At 71.4% G+C, this 18,852-nt stretch carries 16 protein-coding genes and 1 pseudogene; 8 read left to right on the forward strand and 9 right to left on the reverse strand.

The window, feature by feature from the left end:
- Positions 1-352 (forward strand): annotated as a pseudogene (locus tag AB0M54_RS45205) (hypothetical protein); the annotation flags it as partial.
- A gap of 151 nt (positions 353-503) precedes the next feature.
- Here AB0M54_RS45205 and acnA read toward each other — a convergent pair.
- Positions 504-3,290, reverse strand: coding sequence for an aconitate hydratase AcnA (gene acnA, locus AB0M54_RS45210; protein WP_364479041.1), 2,787 nt, complete (start codon positions 3,288-3,290; stop codon positions 504-506).
- 207 nt (positions 3,291-3,497) lie between these two features.
- On the opposite strand from acnA, the gene AB0M54_RS45215 reads away from it, so the two are divergent.
- The 3 genes from AB0M54_RS45215 (at position 3,498) to AB0M54_RS45225 (ending at position 7,702) form a co-directional block, all read left to right on the forward strand.
- Complete coding sequence (locus AB0M54_RS45215; RefSeq protein ID WP_364325024.1) at positions 3,498-3,887, forward strand: hypothetical protein; 390 nt, start codon at positions 3,498-3,500, stop codon at positions 3,885-3,887.
- A 33-nt stretch (positions 3,888-3,920) separates the two neighbouring features.
- Entirely contained in the window at positions 3,921-7,178 is a 3,258-nt protein-coding gene (pulA, locus tag AB0M54_RS45220; protein ID WP_364479044.1) for a pullulanase-type alpha-1,6-glucosidase, read from the forward strand.
- Positions 7,179-7,261: 83 nt separating this feature from the next.
- Positions 7,262-7,702 carry a DUF6174 domain-containing protein gene (locus AB0M54_RS45225; RefSeq protein ID WP_364479047.1) on the forward strand — a complete coding sequence of 147 codons (441 nt, stop codon included), beginning with the start codon at positions 7,262-7,264 and terminating at the stop codon, positions 7,700-7,702.
- Between the two features lie 3 nt (positions 7,703-7,705).
- Here the strand turns inward: AB0M54_RS45225 and AB0M54_RS45230 are convergent, their stop codons facing one another.
- Together AB0M54_RS45230 and AB0M54_RS45235 are read right to left on the reverse strand one after the other, a co-directional pair.
- Complete coding sequence (locus tag AB0M54_RS45230) at positions 7,706-9,175, reverse strand: aminopeptidase P family protein (RefSeq protein ID WP_364479050.1); 1,470 nt, start codon at positions 9,173-9,175, stop codon at positions 7,706-7,708.
- Between the two features lie 41 nt (positions 9,176-9,216).
- Positions 9,217-9,852, reverse strand: coding sequence for a superoxide dismutase family protein (locus tag AB0M54_RS45235; protein ID WP_364325012.1), 636 nt, complete (start codon positions 9,850-9,852; stop codon positions 9,217-9,219).
- A gap of 97 nt (positions 9,853-9,949) precedes the next feature.
- Here AB0M54_RS45235 and AB0M54_RS45240 point away from each other — a divergent pair, with 97 nt between their 5' ends.
- The gene (locus AB0M54_RS45240; protein WP_364479053.1) at positions 9,950-10,888 is read left to right on the forward strand and encodes a carbohydrate kinase; all 939 of its coding nucleotides are present in this window, start codon (positions 9,950-9,952) and stop codon (positions 10,886-10,888) included.
- 16 nt (positions 10,889-10,904) lie between these two features.
- On the opposite strand, the gene AB0M54_RS45245 is transcribed toward AB0M54_RS45240, so the two are convergent.
- The 6 genes from AB0M54_RS45245 to AB0M54_RS45270 form a co-directional block, all read right to left on the reverse strand.
- A complete protein-coding gene (locus tag AB0M54_RS45245) occupies positions 10,905-12,029 on the reverse strand; it encodes a GDSL-type esterase/lipase family protein (protein WP_364325006.1) in 1,125 nt (374 codons plus the stop codon).
- Between the two features lie 6 nt (positions 12,030-12,035).
- Positions 12,036-12,614, reverse strand: a complete 579-nt coding sequence (locus tag AB0M54_RS45250; protein ID WP_364325003.1) for a WHG domain-containing protein — start codon at positions 12,612-12,614, stop codon at positions 12,036-12,038.
- Positions 12,615-12,653: 39 nt separating this feature from the next.
- Positions 12,654-13,046: a hotdog domain-containing protein gene (locus AB0M54_RS45255; protein ID WP_364325000.1), complete on the reverse strand. Its 393-nt coding sequence runs from the start codon at positions 13,044-13,046 to the stop codon at positions 12,654-12,656.
- A 10-nt stretch (positions 13,047-13,056) separates the two neighbouring features.
- A complete protein-coding gene (locus tag AB0M54_RS45260) occupies positions 13,057-14,436 on the reverse strand; it encodes a PH domain-containing protein (RefSeq protein ID WP_364479090.1) in 1,380 nt (459 codons plus the stop codon).
- 77 nt (positions 14,437-14,513) lie between these two features.
- A complete protein-coding gene (locus tag AB0M54_RS45265) occupies positions 14,514-15,020 on the reverse strand; it encodes a PH domain-containing protein (protein WP_364324997.1) in 507 nt (168 codons plus the stop codon).
- 2 nt (positions 15,021-15,022) lie between these two features.
- A complete protein-coding gene (locus AB0M54_RS45270) occupies positions 15,023-15,235 on the reverse strand; it encodes a hypothetical protein (RefSeq protein ID WP_364324994.1) in 213 nt (70 codons plus the stop codon).
- A 376-nt stretch (positions 15,236-15,611) separates the two neighbouring features.
- On the opposite strand from AB0M54_RS45270, the gene AB0M54_RS45275 reads away from it, so the two are divergent.
- The 3 genes from AB0M54_RS45275 to AB0M54_RS45285 are packed head-to-tail and all read left to right on the forward strand — an operon-like array spanning position 15,612 to position 18,738.
- On the forward strand, positions 15,612-16,748 hold the full coding sequence (locus AB0M54_RS45275) for a MoxR family ATPase (RefSeq protein WP_364324991.1): 1,137 nt from the start codon (positions 15,612-15,614) through the stop codon (positions 16,746-16,748).
- A complete protein-coding gene (locus tag AB0M54_RS45280) occupies positions 16,745-17,791 on the forward strand; it encodes a DUF58 domain-containing protein (RefSeq protein WP_364325520.1) in 1,047 nt (348 codons plus the stop codon). The genes AB0M54_RS45275 and AB0M54_RS45280 overlap by 4 nt, the downstream gene beginning before the upstream one ends.
- Complete coding sequence (locus tag AB0M54_RS45285; protein WP_364324988.1) at positions 17,788-18,738, forward strand: VWA domain-containing protein; 951 nt, start codon at positions 17,788-17,790, stop codon at positions 18,736-18,738. The genes AB0M54_RS45280 and AB0M54_RS45285 overlap by 4 nt, the downstream gene beginning before the upstream one ends.
- Positions 18,739-18,852 lie beyond the last annotated feature (114 nt).

Consider the following 18,852-nt stretch of genomic DNA (forward strand, 5'->3'; position numbering starts at 1 on the left):
GCACATCGCCGCCCTCGCCCAAATCCGCCACAACAGCGAAGGACGCGACTACTACCAACGCAAACTCGCCCAAGGCAAAACACCCAAAGAAGCCATCCGCGCCCTCAAACGACGCCTGTCCGACCTCGTCTGGCGACAGATGACCACCGACACCACCAAAACCACACCCAACGACACGACCCCGGACGGGTCCGGGAGGACACCCGGGGGCGACTCTGAAATCCAGCGCGGCCGACTCAACCCCGAAATCGACACTTCGGACAAGTCACAACCCGGACCCGCCACCCCAAGCCTAAACCACCCCACACTCCCAGCACCCCTTGACAAAGGGGTACCGGGAGCAGCGGTCTGAACGCACCACCCGGCTACGACATCAAGCTCTTGATCTTCCAGAAGGCGGCTCGGAAGCGACGGTCAGCACCCATCACCCGGCTACGACGTGCCAAAAAGATCGGCCCGCCGCTCCGGATGAGGGAGCGACGGGCCGCAAAGAGAGAGCCGACTCAGCTGTTGAGCATCTTCCGGAGGACGTACTGGAGGATGCCGCCGTGGCGGTAGTAGTCGGCCTCGCCGGGGGTGTCGATGCGGACGTCGGCCTGGAACTCGACGCCGGTGTCGGTGCGGACGGTGACCGTGGGCGGGATCGTGCCGTCGTTGAGCGCGGTCACGCCGGTGATGGTGAAGGTCTCGGTGCCGGACAGCTCGAGCGACTCGGCGCTGGTCTTGGGCGGGAACTGCAGCGGCAGGACGCCCATGCCGATCAGGTTGGAGCGGTGGATGCGCTCGTACGACTCGGCGATCACCGCGCGCACCCCGAGCAGCATGGTGCCCTTGGCCGCCCAGTCCCGTGACGAGCCGGAGCCGTACTCCTTGCCGGCCAGGATCACCAGCGGCACGCCGGCCTCCTGGTAGGCCACCGATGCGTCGTAGATGGTGCTCTGGTCGCCGGTCAGGTGGTTGACCGTGAAGCCGCCCTCGACGCCGGGCACCAGCTGGTTGCGGAGCCGGATGTTGGCGAAGGTGCCGCGGATCATCACCTCGTGGTTGCCGCGGCGGGAGCCATAGCTGTTGAAGTCGCGACGGTCGACGCCGTGCTCGGCGAGGTACTGGCCGGCGGGGGAGTCGGGCTTGATCGAGCTGGCCGGCGAGATGTGGTCGGTGGTGACCGAGTCGCCCAGCTTGGCCAGCACCCGCGCGCCGGAGATGTCGTTCACCGGGGTCGGGTCGGCCGACATGCCCTCGAAGTAGGGGGGCTTGCGCACGTAGGTCGAGTCGGGCGCCCACTCGAAGGTGTCACCGGTCGGGGTCGGCAGCGACTGCCACTGCTCGTCGCCGGCGAAGACGTCGGAGTAGGCCGCCGAGAAGCCGGTGGCGCCGATCGCCGAGGCGATCACGTCGTCGATCTCCTTGGCGCTGGGCCAGATGTCGGCCAGGTGGACCGGCTGGCCGTCCGACCCGGTGCCGAGCGGCTCGGTGGTGATGTCGAGGTCCATCGTGCCGGCCAGCGCGTAGGCCACCACCAGCGGCGGCGAGGCCAGGTAGTTCATCTTGACGTCGGGGTTGATCCGGCCCTCGAAGTTGCGGTTGCCGGAGAGCACCGAGACGGCGGTGAGGTCGTTCTCGTTGACCGCGGCCGAGATCGCCTCGGGCAGCGGGCCGGAGTTGCCGATGCAGGTGGTGCAGCCGTAGCCGACCAGGTTGAAACCGAGCTTGTCCAGGTACGGAGTCAGGCCGGCCCGGTCGTAGTAGTCCATGACCACCTTGGACCCGGGCGCCAGGGTCGTCTTGACCCACGGCTTGCTGGTCAGGCCGCGATCGACCGCGTTCTTGGCCAGCAGCGCCGCGCCGATCATGACCTGGGGGTTCGAGGTGTTGGTGCAGGACGTGATGGCGGCGATGACCACCGCTCCGTGGTCGAGCTCGAACTCGACACCGTCCTCGTTGGTCACCCGGATCGGGTTGGACGGGCGTCCGTCAGCCCCGTTCGCCGCAGAGAAGATGTGCGGTTTATCGGAATTGTCAGACACATGATTCGCGGGCGGGTCGGACGCGGGGAAGGACTCCTCGGACGCTTCGTCGGTGGGGCCGGTGGCGGAGACGTAGTTCGCCAGCGCGTCCCGGAACATCGGCTTGGCGTTGTTCAGCGGAACCCGGTCCTGCGGCCGCTTCGGGCCGGCCAGCGACGGCACGATGGTGGAGAGGTCGAGTTCGAGGCGCTCGGAGTAGTCCGGCTCGGCCTCGGGAGAAAGCCACAGGCCCTGGCGCTTCGCGTACGCCTCGACGAGGGCGACCTGTTCCGACGAGCGACCGGTGAGCTGGAGGTACTTGATGGTCTCCTGGTCGATCGGGAAGATCGCCGCGGTCGAGCCGTACTCGGGCGACATGTTGCCGATGGTGGCCCGGTTGGCCAGCGGCACCGCGCTCACGCCGGGGCCGTAGAACTCGACGAACTTGCTGACCACGCCGTGCTCACGGAGCATCTCGGTGATCGTGAGGACCAGGTCGGTGGCGGTGGTGCCGGCCGGCATCTCGCCGTTCAGCTTGAAGCCGACGACCCGCGGGATCAGCATGCTGACCGGCTGGCCGAGCATCGCGGCCTCGGCCTCGATGCCGCCCACGCCCCAGCCCAGCACGCCCAGGCCGTTGACCATGGTGGTGTGCGAGTCGGTGCCGACCAGGGTGTCGGGGTACGCCTGAACAACGCCAGCCGAGTCTGCACGTGCCATGATCGTGCGGGCCAGGTATTCGATGTTGACCTGGTGCACGATGCCGGTGCCGGGCGGGACGACCTTGAACTCGTTGAACGCGGTCTGGCCCCAGCGCAGGAACTGGTAGCGCTCCCGGTTGCGCTGGTACTCCAGCTCGACGTTGCGCTGGAAGGCGTCGGCGCGGCCGAACAGGTCGGCGATCACCGAGTGGTCGATGACCAGCTCGGCCGGGGCCAGCGGGTTCACCTTGGCCGGGTCGCCACCCAGGTCACGGACGGCCTCGCGCATGGTGGCGAGGTCGACGACGCAGGGGACGCCGGTGAAGTCCTGCATCAGCACCCGGCCCGGCGTGAACTGGATCTCGACGCTCGGGTCGGCGGAGGAGTCCCACCCGCCCAGCGCGCGGATGTGGTCGGCGGTGATGTTCGCGCCGTCCTCGGTCCGCAGCAGGTTCTCCAGCAGGATCTTCAGGGAGTAGGGCAGCCGTTCGTGGCCCTCCACCTTGTCGATCGTGAAAATCTCGTAGCTCGCGTCCCCGACGCGCAGCTCGCTCTTCGCACCAAAGGTGTCCAGGCTGGCCACGTCAGCTCCCTTCGCGCACACCCGACCGTGAGTCGTCCTCAGCAGTCTTTCGCACCGGTCACGGCCCGTTTCCAGTTAGGTCGACCTAACTGAGGGTCCCTCGTAATCCAGTAAACCGTACGTCCGTCTTGTATTTTTCCGCAAGTCAGGGTGACAGTCGCACAAACGTGCGTTTCGCCTTGTCACGCTGTGGAAATATCGCGTTCCGTGAAGGCGATCACGGATCTGGACCACCTCACGGACTTCTTCGACCGGTACGGCGCGGCCCTGACCAGGGGCGACGTGACCGCGGTGGCGAGGTGCTACGCGCTGCCGGGAATGGTGGTGGCCGATACGTACAGTTTCACGTTCGCCTCGCCGGCCGCCGTGGCGCTGTCGTTCCTCGGGGCGGCCCCGGCGTACCAGGAGCAACAGATTGTCGCCGCGCACGCCCAGATCCTGGACGTGCAGCGGCTCAGCGACGCGCTGGCGATGGTGGCGGTCGAGTGGGAGTACCTCGACTCGGCCGGCCGGGCCGTCCCCGGTGAGAGCTACCGATACCTGGTCAGGGCGGACACCGAGGGACCACGAATCACCACGGTGATCGCGACACGATGAAAAATCGACGTACCCCGGTGCGATAGTGGCCGGGTGACCACGACCGCGATCATCCCGGCCCCGGCGAAACAGCACCTCAGCAGGCCTCAATGGCTTGTCGTGCACTATCGGCGGGCCGACGGCGATTACTCGGCGTGGTCCCTGCACGCGTGGGGCGACATCGCGCCGGGCGAGATGACCGGGTACCCGGGCGGGCACCCGTTCGCGGGCGAGGACGCGTGGGGCCGGTTCGCCTGGGTGCGGCTCGACGACGACGCCCACCAGGTCGGCTTCCTGGTGGTCGACCGGTCGGGCGCCAAGGACGTGCCGGCGGATCGGCTGGTCGATCCCGGGGTGAGCCCGGAGATCTGGCTCACCGAAGGTGACGCGACAGTTGGCACCTCGCCGCCCGCCACCGAAAGACCCGCCACCGAAAGACCAGAAGACGTCGTCATCCACTATCGGCGGCCGGGCGGGGATTACGGCGGGTGGGGCCTGCACGCCTGGGAGGGAACGACGAGCAAACCCGATTGGGGTACGCCGCTGAGCCCGCTCTCGCACGACAGCTTCGGGGCGGTCTTCCGGGTGCCGGTCCGGCCGGATGCCGTCGGCCTGCGCTTCGTGCTGCACCGCGGCGACCACAAGGACCTGCCCGACGACCAGCGCCTCGACCTGACCGAGACCCGCGAGGTGTGGCTGCTGGCGGGCGAGCCGGCGCCGGTGCGGCCGGCCCTGCGTACCCTCGGACCCGAGCTCGACCCGGCCCGCGCCCTCGCCGTGTTCGCCGACCGCACCACCATCGCCCTCCCGGCCGAGCTCGCTGCCCGCGCCTCGACCTTCGCCCTGGTCGCGGCGGCCGACGGCGGCCTGCGCCGGGACGGCGGCGACCTGACCGGCGAGCACAGCACGCTGCCGCTCACCGCGCGGCCGGGCGGCCTGTTCCAGTCGCAGAGCATCAAGTTCCCCCATCTGCGCGCCTACGCCGCGTTCGCGGTCCGCGAGCTGGGCACCGGGTCGCTGGCCCACCTGCTGCGGGGCCAGCTGCTGGTGGCCGGCCGGGACGACGACGGCCGGCTCACCGTGCTGACCGGCGTGCAGCTGCCGGGCGTGCTCGACGACCTCTACGCCGACGCGCGGGAGGCGCCGCTCGGGCCGGTGATGGACGAGGAGAAGCCGGTCCTGTCGGTGTGGGCGCCGACCGCCCGCTCGGTGGCGTTCGAGCTGTTCAAGACGCCGGATGCCGAGCCCAAGGTTCTGCCGATGGACCGCGACCCGGTCACCGGCGTGTGGTCGATCGCCGGCAAGCGCAAGTGGCTGGGGCGCTACTACCGTTTCCGGGTCGAGGTGTGGCACCCGGCGGCGCAGGCCGTGGTCACCACGAGCGTGACCGATCCTTACTCGGTGGGCCTGGCCGTCGACTCCACCCACAGCCTGATCGCCGACCTGGCCGACCCGGCCCTCGCCCCGCCCGGCTGGGACCTGCTCGACAAGCCGCCCGCGGTCGAGCCGGCCCGGATGCAGATCGCCGAGGTGTCGGTCCGCGAGTTCTCGATCGCCGACGAGTCGGTGCCGCCGGAGCAGCGCGGAACCTATGCCGCGTTCGCCGCCGAGTCGGCCGGGACACGCCACCTGCGCTCGCTGGCCGACGCCGGGCTCACCCACCTGCATCTGCTGCCCGCGTTCGACTTCTCCACCGTTCCCGATCGGCGCGCGGCTCAGGCCGTACCCCAATGTGATCTTGCTGCTCTGCCCCCCGATTCGCCCGAGCAGCAGCGGGCGGTGCTGGCCGTGGCGGCCGAGGACGGCTGGAACTGGGGCTACGACCCGTGGCACTACACCGCGCCGGAGGGCAGCTTCGCGGTGCAGCCCGAGGGCCCGGCCCGGATCCGCGAGTTCCGTGAGATGGTCGCCGCGCTGAACGCCGCCGGGCTGCGCGTGGTGATGGACGTCGTCTACAACCACACGATGGCCGACGGGCTGCACCGGATGAGCGTGCTCGACCGGATCGTGCCCGGCTACTACCACCGGCTGCTGGCCGACGGCACGGTCGCCGAGTCCACCTGCTGCTCGAACACCGCGCCCGAACACATGATGATGGGCCGCCTGGTGGTCGACTCGGTGGTCACCTGGGCCCGCGACTACAAGGTCGACGGCTTCCGGTTCGACCTGATGGGGCATCACCCGCGGGCCAACATCCTCGAGGTGCGGGTCGCGCTCGACCACCTGACCGCCGATGTGGAGGGCGTCTCCGGCAAGGACATCTATCTGTACGGCGAGGGCTGGAACTTCGGCGAGGTGGCGTACGACCAGCGGTTCGCCCAGGCGACCCAGGTGAACATGGCCGGCACCGGGATCGGCACGTTCAACGACCGGCTGCGCGACGCCGTGCGGGGTGGCAGCGCGCACGGCGACCCGACGGTGCCCGGCTTCGCGTCCGGGCTGGGGTCACGCACGCCGCTGTGGCTGCACGACTCGATCAAGGTCGGGCTGGCCGGCGGGCTCGCGTCGTACCGGTTCGTCACCCACACCGGCCAGGAGCGGTCCGGCGCGCAGGTCGATCATCACGGTTCGCCGAGCGGCTACGCGGCCGCGCCGGGCGAGTCGGTGATCTACGTGGACGCGCACGACAACGAGATCCTGTACGACGCGCTGGTCTACAAGCTGCCACCCTCGCTCCCGCCGGTCGAACGGGCCCGGATGCAGGTCTTGGCGCTGTCGATGGTGGTGCTCAGCCAGGGCGTGGGCTTCATCGCGCTGGGCAGCGAGCGGCTGCGGTCCAAGTCGCTCGACCGCAACTCGTACGACTCGGGGGACTGGTTCAACCAGATCCGCTGGGATCCGGCCCAGGGCAACGGTTTCGGGGCGGGCCTGCCGCCGGCGCCGGACAACGCGGCGGTCTGGCACCTGGCCCGGCCGCTGCTCGGCGACCCGTCGCTGGTGCCGCCACCCGATGTTGTGGCGATGACCGCGGAACGCTATCGCGAGCTGCTGCGGATCCGCCGGGAGGCGCCGGTGTTCGGGCTGCCGACGGCCGACGAGGTGCAGCGGCGGGTGAGCTTCCCGCTGGGCGGGCCGGGCGAGACGCCCGGGGTGATCGTGATGGCCCTGGACGGGACCGGGCTGGACCAGCGCTGGCGGCAGCACCTGGTCGTCTTCAACGCCACGTCGTCGGTCTTCACCACCGACGCGCCCGACGGCCTGCGGCTGCACCCGTCCCTGGTGTCCTCGGCCGATCCGCTCCTGCGGGAGGCGACGGCGGCCGGCGGGAAGATCACCGTCCCCGGGCGGACGGTCGCGGTGTTCGTCGCCTGACCGTGGTCGCCCGACAGTGGTAGCCCAGGGCGGCATCCGGGCCGCGGATACCGGCCTGGGCCACCACCGATTAGAGTGCCGCCGTGAAGCGCATCATCCCCGTCGCGGCGGCTCTCCTTCTCCTGGCGGGATGCACCGCCGACGAGGGCGACCCGCAACCGTCGCCGGCCACGGCCGGGTCACCGCCGCCGTGGACCGAGCCGGCGAACTACTCCTTCGTGGCCGACCGCACCTGCGACGGCACCACGTCGACCGGCAAGTTCCGGATCACGGTGGCCGGTGGCGAGATCGCGAAGACCGAGCGGACCGACGGCAAGGCCACCCAGGGCGAGGAAGAGGTCGAGGTGCCCACGCTCGGCGGCATGGTCGAGCTGGCGCAGACCGCGATCGACGACGGCGCCGACGCGACCATGTCCTTCGACCCGGCCGACGGCCACCCGATCGCGGTGGTCGTCAACCGGGCCGAGGAGGAGAACGGCGGGGCGACCTGTTTCAAGGTCAGCGAGTACGCCCCGGGCCCGTGAGTGTTATCCGGGGAGGCGCGGGCCGGCCTCGCGCTGGGAGGCCAGCCACTTCTCCACCTCGTCCGAGCTGCGGGGCAGCCCGGCCGACAGGTTCTTGCAACCGTCCGAGGTGACCAGCACGTCGTCCTCGATGCGGACGCCGATGCCGCGCAGTTCCTCGGGCACCAGGTCGTCTTCCGGCTGGAAGTAGAGGCCGGGCTCGACCGTCAGCACGTACCCCTCGCCCAGTGGGCCGTCGGTGTACTTCTCCTTGCGGGCCGACGAGCAGTCGTGCACGTCGAGGCCGAGCATGTGGCCGAAGCCGTGCAGCGTCCAGCGCCGGTACACCGTGGACGTCTTCTCCATCGCCTCGTCCACGCTCACCGGCAGCAGGCCCAGATCGTGGAGCCCCTCGGCCAGCACCCGCATGCAGACCTGGTGCACGTCGCGGTGCACCACGCCGGGCCGGATGTAGTCCATGCCGGCCTGCTGCGACGCGTGCACGATGTCGTACACCTGCTTCTGCAGCGGGGTGAACGAGCCCGAGACGGGCACCGTGCGGGTCACGTCGGCGGTGTAGAAGTTGTGCCCCTCGACGCCCATGTCCATCAGCAGCAGCTCGCCCGGCGTGGTCATGCCGGTGTTCCGCACCCAGTGCAGGATGGTCGCGTGCGGGCCGGCGCCGACGATCGAGGTGTAGCCGACGTCGTTGCCGTCATGGCGCGCGCGCAGGCCGAAGACGCCCTCGAGCAGGCGTTCCTTGACCGGGCGGTCGGCCGGCAGCACCCGCGCGACGTCTTCGAAGCCGCGCACGGTGGCGTCGATCGCGTCCTGCAGCTGGGCGATCTCCCACTCGTCCTTGACCAGTTTGAGCTCGGAGATCGCCCGGGCCAGGTCGCGGTCGCGGCGGTTGGCCGGGTCGGGCTCGTAGGCCAGGACGGCCCGGTCGACGTTCGGGTCGAGCCCGCGCAGCACCCGGGTGCGGGCCGGCGCGGCCTCGGCCAGGGCACGGCCCAGCTCCGCGTACGGCGCCGTCTCGACGCCCAGCTCGGTCGACTTCTCGGCCAGCGTGTGGGTCCGGCCGATCCACAGCTCGCCGTCGCGGCTGCGGAAGAACGCGTCGGTCTCCTTGGAGTTCCGTTGCCGGGTGTAGAGCACCGCGTCGTGGCCCGAGCCGGTCGGCCGGAGCACCAGCACGCTCTCGGGGTCGCGGTCGCCGGTCAGGTAGACCAGGTCGCTGCCGGGCCGGAAGTGGTAGTCGGTGTCGTTGGCCCGCACCTTCTCGACGCCGCTCGGGATGATCAGCGTCTCGTCCGGGAACGCGTCGGAGAGCGCCGCCCGCCGCTTGGCGTGGTTGGGGCCCTCGGCCCGCGGCGTCACGGCCAGAGCGTCATCACGCCAGCCCGTCCTCATGAACTGCAGGAACGCCTCGGGGTAGTCCGGGTCGTGGCTCTCGGTCTTCGCCTGGGGCGGCTGGGATTGCTGCTCGGACATGCTGGGGGTCCTCCCGTCTCGGTCCACCTCTGACCGTACCGTCATCCGGGCAGGGTCAGGCAGGCCACTCGCTCTCCGGCCGTTCCGGCAAAACCTTCTTCGGTACGCGTACGCGCGGTGTGCACGACGAGCGACCGGGGCGGCTTCAGCTCGTCGAAGGCCCAGGTGAGCACGGCCGTGGCGGTGGCCGCGCCGAGCCGGTCGGCGGTGAAGTCCAGCCACACCTCGTTGGCCGGGTTGGCGAACGACGGGTCGACCGAGGGCTTCGACGGGTCGGCGTTGTGCTGGTAGTGCGGTCCGGCCGAGGCCGGCGCCCCGGCCACGCACGGCATGGTGTGCAGGTGGGCGCCGTACGTGCGACGCGGCAGCATCCCGGTCACCGCCAGCCGCACCTGCATGCCGGTGGCCACCGGGGTCATCGTGACATGGGCGGCCGCGCCGGCCGGGACGATTCGTGGCTCGTACGTGATCGCGGTCGTGCTCTTCGCCTCGAAGGTGCCCTCGGCGATCGTGTCGGCCATGCCCGTCTGCGCGCCGCCGGACGCGAACAGTCCCGGGGTCATCGGCTTGGCCTGGATCGCGGCCGGCGACTCGAACGGCACGACCACCGGGTCGGACGGGGAGGCCGCACACCCGGCAACGACCAGAGCGGGCAGGATGATCAACAAGCGGCGCATGTCCGAATCATCTCAAAACCGATCTAAAAGGGCACGCACCTGGCTTTCGCCGCCGCCGCCGGTAAGGCTTACGGTCAGATGACACGGGAGGTCGTTCATGGGTTACGCGGTGGTGCTCGGTGAATCGCTGGTCGACCTGCTGGAGACCGATCGGGACGGCGAGCTGATCTACCGCCAGGCCATCGGCGGGGCGCCGCTGAACGTGTCGGTCGGGGTCACCCGGCTCGGCGGCGAGACGCAGTTCGCCGGCTCGCTCGGCCACGACATCCTCGGCGACCGGATCGCCCAGTTCCTGCGCGCCACCGGCGTCGGCACCCGGCTGCTCAAGCGGGTGCCGGTACCGACCACGCTCGCCGTGACCACCTTCGAGGGCGCCGAGCCGACCTTCACGTTCTACGGCGAGCCCCCGTCGTACGTCCTGCTGGAGGCGGCCGACCTGGACACCGGCCTGCTGGCCGGCGCCGACGTGGTCTACGCCGGCTCGATCTGCCTGCTCCGCGACCCGTTCCGGGAGGCCGCCCGGGCCGCCTGGCGGGTCGACGGCCCGCTGCGCGTCTTCGACCCGAACGTCCGCCCGACCCTGCTGCCCGACCGGGCCGCCGTCGACGCCCAGCGCGAGCTGGCCGAGGAGTTCTTCGCCCGCGCCGACCTGGTCAAGCTGAGCCTGGCCGACGCCGAGGTGCTCTACGACGGCGCCTCCGCACAGACCGCCGCCGAACGCATCCTCGCCTTCGGGGCCCGGGCCGTCGTCGTCACCTGCGGCGCCCAGGGCGCCTACGCCGCGGTGCCCGAAGGCGGCTCGATGTTGCCGGCCCCGTCCGTGAACGCGGTCGACGCCACCGGGGCCGGCGACTCGGTGATGGCCGCCCTGATCCGCCGCCTGCTCTCCGACGGTTTCCCGGCCGGCCTGGCCGGCTGGGAGCGCAACGTCCGCTTCGCCCTCGCCGTCGCCGGCCTGGTCTGTGAACGCCCCGGCGGCGCCGTGGCCATGCCCACCCAGGAGGAGCTCACCGCCCGCTGGGGCGCGCTCGTCTAGACCCGTCTAGACCCGTCTAGACCTGGAGGAAGCCGGCCGTCACGAAGCGCTCGGCGATGCGCGCGTGGGCCGCGTCGTCCGGGTGCAGCTCGTCGGGCAGCGGCAGCTCGGCGTAGTCGTCGGGGCCGTAGAGCTCGCGGCCGTCCAGGTAGCTCAGGTTCGGGTCGCCCGGCGAGCGCTGGGCCACCACGGCGGCCAGCTCCTCGCGGATCACGCCCAGGGTGAGCTTGCCCCGGGCCACGTCGGCCGGGTCGCCGGTGGCGCGGAAGCCGAACCGGCCCTCGGCCAGCGCGGCCGGGTCGAAGTCGCCCGGGCCCGGGGTCTCCTCGTGGATCGGGCACCAGATCGCCGAGACCACGAGCAGCGGCGTGTCCGGGTGGCCGTCGCGGATCGTGTCCAGGAAGCCGTGCACGGCGGGGGCGAAGGCGCGGCGGCGCATCAGGTCGGCGTTCACGATGTTGATGCCGATCTTGACGCTGATCAGGTCGGCCGGGGTGTCCCGCATGACCCGGGCGGTGAACGGGTCGAGCAGCGCGCTGCCGCCCAGGCCCAGGTTGACCAGCTCGACGCCGGCCGCGGCGGCCGCCCGGGCCGGCCAGATCGCGGTCGGGCTCGCGGCGTTGGAGCCGTGGCTGATCGAGCTGCCGTGATGGAGCCAGACCTTGCGGCCGCGGTCCGGCAACGGCTCGATCGGGGCGTCGGCGCGCAGGTCGACCAGGGCGGTCGTCTCCTGGTACGGCAACCAGATCTCGACGTCCTTCTCGCCCTCGGGCAGGTCGGCGAAACGCGCGGTGCCGACCGGGCCGCGGGTGGTCTGCGCGGTGCCGGTGGCCATGTCGATGGTCACCAGGTCGCCGCCGGTCGCGGTCGCCTGCCCGGCGAGCTTGCCGTCGACGACCAGGTCGAACACGCCACCGAGGCGGGCGGGGGCGCCGGCCAGGCTGATCACGGTGCGGCGGGCGTCGAGCTCGATCCAGGTCGCCCGGGTACGGAACTCCAGGCGTACGCCGGACGGCTGGCTCTCCACCATCGCCAGCTGCGGGTCGGGGCACTGGGCGCGGGCCCAGGCGGGCAGCCGGTGGGGCACGAGGCCGTCGGGCGTCCGCTCGACCTCGATCGCGCCTTTGAGAAACTCTTGCATGGGAGATCAGCCTTTCTCGGGCGAGGGCCAGTTCCGGAGTACCGCGTCGACGGCGTCGAGGATGCGGGGCCAGCTCGCGTCGGTGTCCGGCCGGCGGTGGTCGTAGGCGCCGCCCAGTTCCATCCGCACGTAGCCGTGGAAGACGCTGCCGAGCAGCCGGACGGCGTGCACCTGCTCGGCGTCGGGCAGGTCGTAGCCGCGCAGGATGGCGAACATCATCTCGGCGTGCCGGGGCCCGGCGCTGGCCGCGGCCGTCGCCGGGTCGAGGCGCAGCTGGGCCGCGGCGTACCGCCCGGGGTGCTCGTGGGCGTAGTCGCGGTAGACGTTCGCGGCGGCGGACAGCGCGTCCTTGCCCGAGCGGCCGGCCAGCGCCGCCGCCACCAGGTCGGCCATCTCGGCCAGGGCGAGCAGGGCGATCCGGGTCTTCAGGTCGTCGGAGCTGCTCAGGTGGGAGTAGAGGCTGGCCACCTTGACGTCGAACCGGCGGGCCACCGCCGACACGGTGACGTGCTCGAAGCCCACCTCGTCGGCCAGCTCGGCGCCGGCCACGACGAGCTTCTCGGTGGTGAGACCCGCCCGTGCCATAAGGCATTCATACTTTGCCTAAACGCTTTAGGCAAATGCTTACGCCCCGGTGGCTCGCTCGATGAAGCGCTGGCGGTCGAGCAGCACCCGCTCGACCCGCACCTCGGCCACCACCTGCTCGCCGTCGCGGACCGTCACGTCGAAGGTCAGCTTCCGGCCGTCCGCCTTGGCCAGCGTGGCCGTCGCCGTGACCGTGCGGCCGAGCGGGGTGGGCGCACGGTGTTCCACCTCGGCGCGGGTGCCGACCGTGGTGACCCCGCCGGGCATCTGCCGCGCGGTGGCCGCGACCGTGGCCGCCTCGGCCAGCGCCAGCACCCGCGGCGTGGCCAGCACCGGCACGTCGCCGGAACCGACCGCCTGCGCGGTGTCGGCATCGGTGACGGTCAGCTCGAGCTTGGCGCTGAGGCCGGGAGCGAACTCCGGGAATTCCATGCCGGTGAGTCTAGGGACGCTGCCAGACCTCGTCGTCCGAGGCCGGAGCCGGAGTCAGGCCCGCTTCCGGTTCCGGGGCGGGCGGTGCGACCTCGCCGGTGGCCAGAGGGGCCGGGTTGCGGGCCAGGCGGGCCCGGTTCGCCAGCTCGTCGGCCAGGGCGTAGGCCTCGCGCAGGTCGCGGTCGTGGGCCACACCGGCCCGGCCGCCGGCCGTGTCGGCGTAGAGCGTGGCCAGGCCGAGACGGCGCTGGATCGGGCCCTGCATGACCCGGACGCTCTGCAGCCGGGCGTACGGCACCAGCGACATCTGCCGGGTGAGCAGCCCCCAGCGGGTCACGAACACCTCCGGCGTGAGCCCCACGCCGTAGCGGCGCAGCGCGAACGGGTGCAGCGCCCGGGCCCGGTCCGGCGGCGGCGTGGTCGGCAGCGCGAGCAGGTCGACGCCCGGCAGCACCTCCCAGATCAGCCCGCGGGCGGTCTCGTTGTCGCCGACCGGGAGCAGCCGGTCCGAGCGCTTGCTGTCGCCGCTGCCCTGCGGCCCGGCGTACCCGGCGATGTCGAGCCGCAGGTTGAGCCACTTCTTGCTGCGCCAGAGCAGCGGCCAGGTCACGCCCACCGACTGCACCCGGTGCAGCGGCACCACCTGGCTGCGCGTCTCCAGCAGCCCGTAGCGCACGACCAGCCGGCCGCCGGCGTCCCGGGCCAGCCGGAAGTCCCAGTCCTGCAGCACCCGGCGCACCGGCTGGAGCAGCACACCGGCCATCGCGGTGATCGTCGACGCGATGCCGATGAAGGTCCAGCTGCCCTCCAGCACGGTCTGCATGACCACGAAGGCGACACCGAACGGCAGGAAGAACGCCTGCGGGGTGAGCAGCTGGCTGAGCACGACGTCGTGGTTGCGCACGCGGAGCAGGGGGCGTTCCAGGGCCGGTGCGCCGGTCGCGCCGGGCGTTGCCACGGCTTCGCCCGGTTGGGTACGCCCGGCCAGCGCGAGCAGCCGCTCACGGAGGGCGCCGGCGTCCCGTACGGTCAGATAGGCCAGCGGCGCCTCGGTCTTGCCCCCGCCGACCACCTCGAGCCGCAGCTCGGCCAGGCCGGTCAGCTGGGCGAGCAGCGGGCGGCGCAGTTCCACCGCCTGGAGCCGTTCCAGCGGGATGGCCCGGTTGCGCCGCCAGAGCAGACCGTCCTGGATCCGCAGCTCCTTGCCGACCACGTGGTAGCCGGTGTTCAGCCAGTTGATCAGCGAGAAGATCACCACGGCGACGGCCAGGCCGAGGACGACCAGCGCGAACCGCTCGAAGCCGATCTGGGCCAGCGTCTGCCAGGACAGCGCCACCACGATCACCGCGATCGACTTGGCGCCGTGCAGCACCGGGCTCAGCGGATGCAACCGCCGCCGGGGCTCCTCGGCCGCGACCGCGGGGTGATCGCCGGCCGCGACCGAAGGGGAAGGGTGCGGGTCGGTGCTCACAGGCCCTCGGCCCGGTCCTCGCCCAGGGCGGTCAGCCGGTCGCGGAGCCGCGACGCCTCCTCCGGCGGCAGCCCCGGGATCTTGGCGTCGCTGGCCGCGGCGGCGGTGTGCAGCTGCACACCGGCCAGGCCGAACGCGCGCTCCAGCGGGCCGGCCGTGACGTCCACGTACTGCATGCGGGCGTACGGGACGATGGACAGGCGGCGGATCAGCAGGCCGTGGCGGACGAGCAGGTCGTGGTCGCGTTCGGCGTACCCCCAGGCCTTGACCGCGCGAACCGTGATGAACGCCCGCCAGACGGCCAGCAGCAGGTTGGCCCCCATCAGCGCCGGGAACAGCCAGAAGTCGGTGAGCAGCCAGCCGACCAGCAACCCGGCCATCACGATCAGCACCATGATGCCCCGGCTGATCAGCTCCACAGTGATCAACTTGGGGGAGACCCGGCGCCATTCGACAGAGTCGGGCCAGGGCTCCAACGGATCGATCACAGAGGGCTGGTTCACGCCTAGAGCCTAGGAGATATCGGCGTGAAAGGCCGTACCTCACGCAGGAAGCCCCGAACGTCCAGGAAGTCGCCGAGCGATTGACGATGATCGTCGCAGGCCAGCCATGTCTTGCGCCGGTCCGAGGTGTGGATCTTGGGGTTCTGCCACAGCAGCTCGAAGGACGCGCGCGCACGGCAGCCCTTGGCGCTGCACTGGATGTCTGCCTCAGCCACCCGTCAACCATAGGCCGGGATCACTGACGGCTCCCCGTGGCCGGGGGTCTGGGGGCGCGGCCCCCAGACCGGCATGCGAAAGGCCCCGGTCTGCGCATTCTGCGGACACAGGGCCTCAAGGCTTTCGCCGCCGGGCGACCACGGGGGAAGTCGCCCGGCGGCGCATCGAATATTACACGGGTGATCGGCAGGCCCGTCCACCCCCGAGGGCGTGGGAGTTCCGGCGGATCGCGCAGAAAGATCGACACTGAGGTTGATGGTGGTCATGCCGGTCGGAGCGTAAAACAGCGCCTGCCCGTACGCTCCCAGGATGCTCGTGTAAACCTTGAGCGTCGGCACCCGAGCCGGCACGACCCAACCCCGCTGTGGAGGACCGGTGGCCCAGCCGACCACGCCCGACAATCCGACCAGTTCGACCCCGGTGACGCCGGCCGAGGACGCGACCCAGCTCGAGCGGGCCATGTTCGAGGTCAAGCGGGTCATCGTCGGACAGGACCGGATGGTCGAGCGGATGTTCGTGGCCCTGCTCGCCCGCGGCCACTGCCTGCTCGAGGGTGTCCCGGGCGTCGCCAAGACGCTGGCCGTCGAGACGCTGGCCCGGGTGGTCGGCGGCACGTTCTCCCGGGTCCAGTTCACGCCCGACCTGGTGCCCTCCGACATCGTCGGCACCCGCATCTACCGGCAGTCGAGCGAGAAGTTCGATGTCGAGCTCGGTCCGGTCTTCGTCAACTTCCTGCTCGCCGACGAGATCAACCGGGCGCCGGCCAAGGTGCAGTCGGCGCTGCTCGAGGTGATGGCCGAGCACCAGGTGTCGATCGGCGGCGAGAGCCACGCCGTGCCCGACCCGTTCCTGGTGATGGCCACCCAGAACCCGATCGAGCAGGAGGGTGTCTACCCGCTGCCCGAGGCCCAGCGCGACCGGTTCCTGATGAAGATCCTGGTCGGTTACCCGACCGACGCCGAGGAGCGCGAGATCGTCTACCGGATGGGCGTCAGCCCGCCCGAGCCGAAGGCGGTCTTCACCCCGGAAGACCTGGTCGCCCTGCAGCGCCGCGCCGACCAGGTGTTCGTGCACAACGCGCTGGTCGACTACACGGTCCGGCTGGTGCTGGCCACCCGCGCCCCGGCCCAGCACGGCATGCCCGACGTGGCCCAGCTCGTGCAGTACGGCGCCAGCCCGCGCGCCTCGCTCGGCATCGTCCGGGCCACCCGGGCGCTGGCCCTGCTCCGCGGCCGCGACTACGCGCTGCCGCAGGACCTGCAGGACATCGTGCCCGACATCCTGCGCCACCGGCTGGTGCTGAGCTACGACGCGCTCGCCGACGACGTGCCGGCCGACCACATCGTCGCCCGCATCATGCAGAGCGTCCCGATGCCGTCGGTCGCCGCTCGACAGGGCGCCTCGCCGAACGGCCACCAGCCGCAGCCCGTCTCGGGCGTACCCGCCTCGGCGATCCCCGACCCGGCCCACCAGCCCCACCAGCCTGGAAACGTGTGGCCGGGCCAGCAATGACCCAGAACGGCACGGGACTACCGGCGGCGACGGACGGCGGCACCGCCCGGGCCGAGGCCGTCCTGTCCCGGTTGCAGCTGCTGGTCACGCGCAAGCTCGACGGGTTGCTCCAGGGCGACTACGCGGGACTGCTGCCCGGGCCGGGCAGCGAGGCGGGCGAGTCCCGGGAGTACCGCGCCGGCGACGACGTCCGGCGGATGGACTGGCCGGTCACCGCCCGCACCACGACGCCGCACGTCCGGCGGACCGTGGCCGACCGTGAGCTGGAGACCTGGATGGCCATCGACCTGTCGGCCAGCCTCGCCTTCGGCACCGCCCAGTGGCTCAAGAGCGACCTGGTGATCGCGGCCGCGGCCGCGATGGCACACCTGACGGTGCGCGGCGGCAATAGAATCGGCGCGGTGGTGGGCACGGGTTCCGGGGTTCCGGTACGCCAGGGCGGACGCGGTTTCGGGCGCTGGCGGCGCTCCACCCCGGCCGCGGCACCGGCCGAACAGCCCGCCGGCCAGCCCGACGGCCAGCCCGACGGCATCGTGCGGCTGCCCGCCCGGCCCGGCCGCAAAGAGGCTCAGGGCCTGTTGCGGGCGATCGCCCGTACCCAGATCAAGCCCGGCCGCACCGACCTGGGTGAGCTGATCGACCGGCTCAACCGCCCACCGCGCCGGCGCGGTGTGGCCGTGGTGATCTCCGACTTCCTGGCGCCGGTCGACTCGTGGGCGCGCCCGGTCCGCAAGCTCGGCGTGCGCCACGACGTGCTGGCCATCGAGGTGGTCGACCCACGCGAGCTGGAGCTGCCGGATGTCGGGGTGCTGGCCCTGGCCGATCCCGAGACCGGCGAGCTGCACGAGGTGCAGACGTCCGATCCGGCGCTGCGCCAGAAGTACGCGGAGGCGGCCGGCGAGCAGCGCAACGCCATCGCCCGGGCGCTGCGCGCGGCCGGCGCGGCCCACCTGCGGCTGCGCACCGACACCGACTGGCTCCTGGACACGGTCCGATTCGTCGCCGCCCAGCGGCACGCACGCACCCGGGGGACCACACGATGATCCGTTTCCTGCAACCGCTCTGGCTGCTCGCCCTGCTGCCGGTGATCGTGGTCGCCGGCGTCTACGTCTGGCGCCAGTTCCGCAAGCGGCAGTACGCGATGCGCTTCACCAACGTCGACCTGCTGCGCACCCTCGCGCCCCGCGGGCTGGGCTGGCGTCGCCACGCGGCGGCCGGCGCGTTCCTGCTCAGCCTGGTCGCCCTGGGCGCGGCGATGGCCCGGCCCTCGATCGACAAGGAAGAGCCGCTGGAACGCGCCACCGTCATGCTCGCCATCGACGTGTCGCTGTCGATGGAGGCCGACGACGTGGCGCCCAACCGGCTCGAGGCGGCCCAGGAGGCGGCCAAGGCGTTCGTCCAGGAGCTGCCGCCCACCTACAACCTCGGGCTGGTGTCCTTCGCCAAGTCGGCGAACGTGGTCGTGCCACCCACCAAGGACCGGTCCTCGGTGATCGCCGGCATCGAGGGTCTGACCCTGGCCGAGGCGACGGCGACCGGCGAGGCGGTGTTCACGTCGCTGGACGCGATCCGATCCGTTCCCGCCGACGGCGCCGACGGCGCCCCGCCGGCCCGCATCGTGCTGCTGTCCGACGGCTACCGCACGTCCGGGCGCTCGGTGGAGGACGCCGGCGCCGCGGCGCTGGCCGCGAACGTGCCGGTGTCGACCATCGCGTTCGGCACCGACACCGGCGTCGTGGACATCCGCGGGCAGCTCCAGCGCGTGCCGGTCGACCGGCTGTCGCTGCAGCAGCTCGCGGAGTCCACCAAGGGCTACTTCTACGAGGCGGCCTCGGTCAGCGAGCTCAAGAAGGTCTACGAGGACATGGGCTCGTCGATCGGCCACCGGGTGGCCTCACGCGAGGTCACCCAGTGGTACGCGGGCGCGGCGCTGGCCTTCGGCCTGGTGGCGGCCGCGATGAGTCTGCTGTGGACTTCCCGCCTGCCGTAGATTTCGGGTCTTGCCTGCTGCGCGGCGGCTCAGGAGTTGCCGTGCAGCAGGACGAAGACGACGACCACCCAGGCGGCGGCCATGGTGAAGGTCAGAGGCGCAACGAAACGGCTC

This window comes from Actinoplanes sp. NPDC051470 (assembly GCF_040682035.1).
GTDB lineage: Bacteria > Actinomycetota > Actinomycetes > Mycobacteriales > Micromonosporaceae > Actinoplanes.

Bases quoted from the DNA above. Each gene is read 5' to 3' on its own strand.
- AB0M54_RS45235 (WP_364325012.1), bottom strand. From the start codon at position 9,852: ATGCGCCGCTTGTTGATCATCCTGCCCGCTCTGGTCGTTGCCGGGTGT.
- AB0M54_RS45255 (WP_364325000.1), bottom strand. From the start codon at position 13,046: ATGGAATTCCCGGAGTTCGCTCCCGGCCTCAGCGCCAAGCTCGAGCTG.
- AB0M54_RS45285 (WP_364324988.1), top strand. From the start codon at position 17,788: ATGATCCGTTTCCTGCAACCGCTCTGGCTGCTCGCCCTGCTGCCGGTG.
- AB0M54_RS45280 (WP_364325520.1), top strand. From the start codon at position 16,745: ATGACCCAGAACGGCACGGGACTACCGGCGGCGACGGACGGCGGCACC.
- AB0M54_RS45240 (WP_364479053.1), top strand. From the start codon at position 9,950: ATGGGTTACGCGGTGGTGCTCGGTGAATCGCTGGTCGACCTGCTGGAG.
- AB0M54_RS45230 (WP_364479050.1), bottom strand. From the start codon at position 9,175: ATGTCCGAGCAGCAATCCCAGCCGCCCCAGGCGAAGACCGAGAGCCAC.
- AB0M54_RS45245 (WP_364325006.1), bottom strand. From the start codon at position 12,029: ATGCAAGAGTTTCTCAAAGGCGCGATCGAGGTCGAGCGGACGCCCGAC.
- AB0M54_RS45250 (WP_364325003.1), bottom strand. From the start codon at position 12,614: ATGGCACGGGCGGGTCTCACCACCGAGAAGCTCGTCGTGGCCGGCGCC.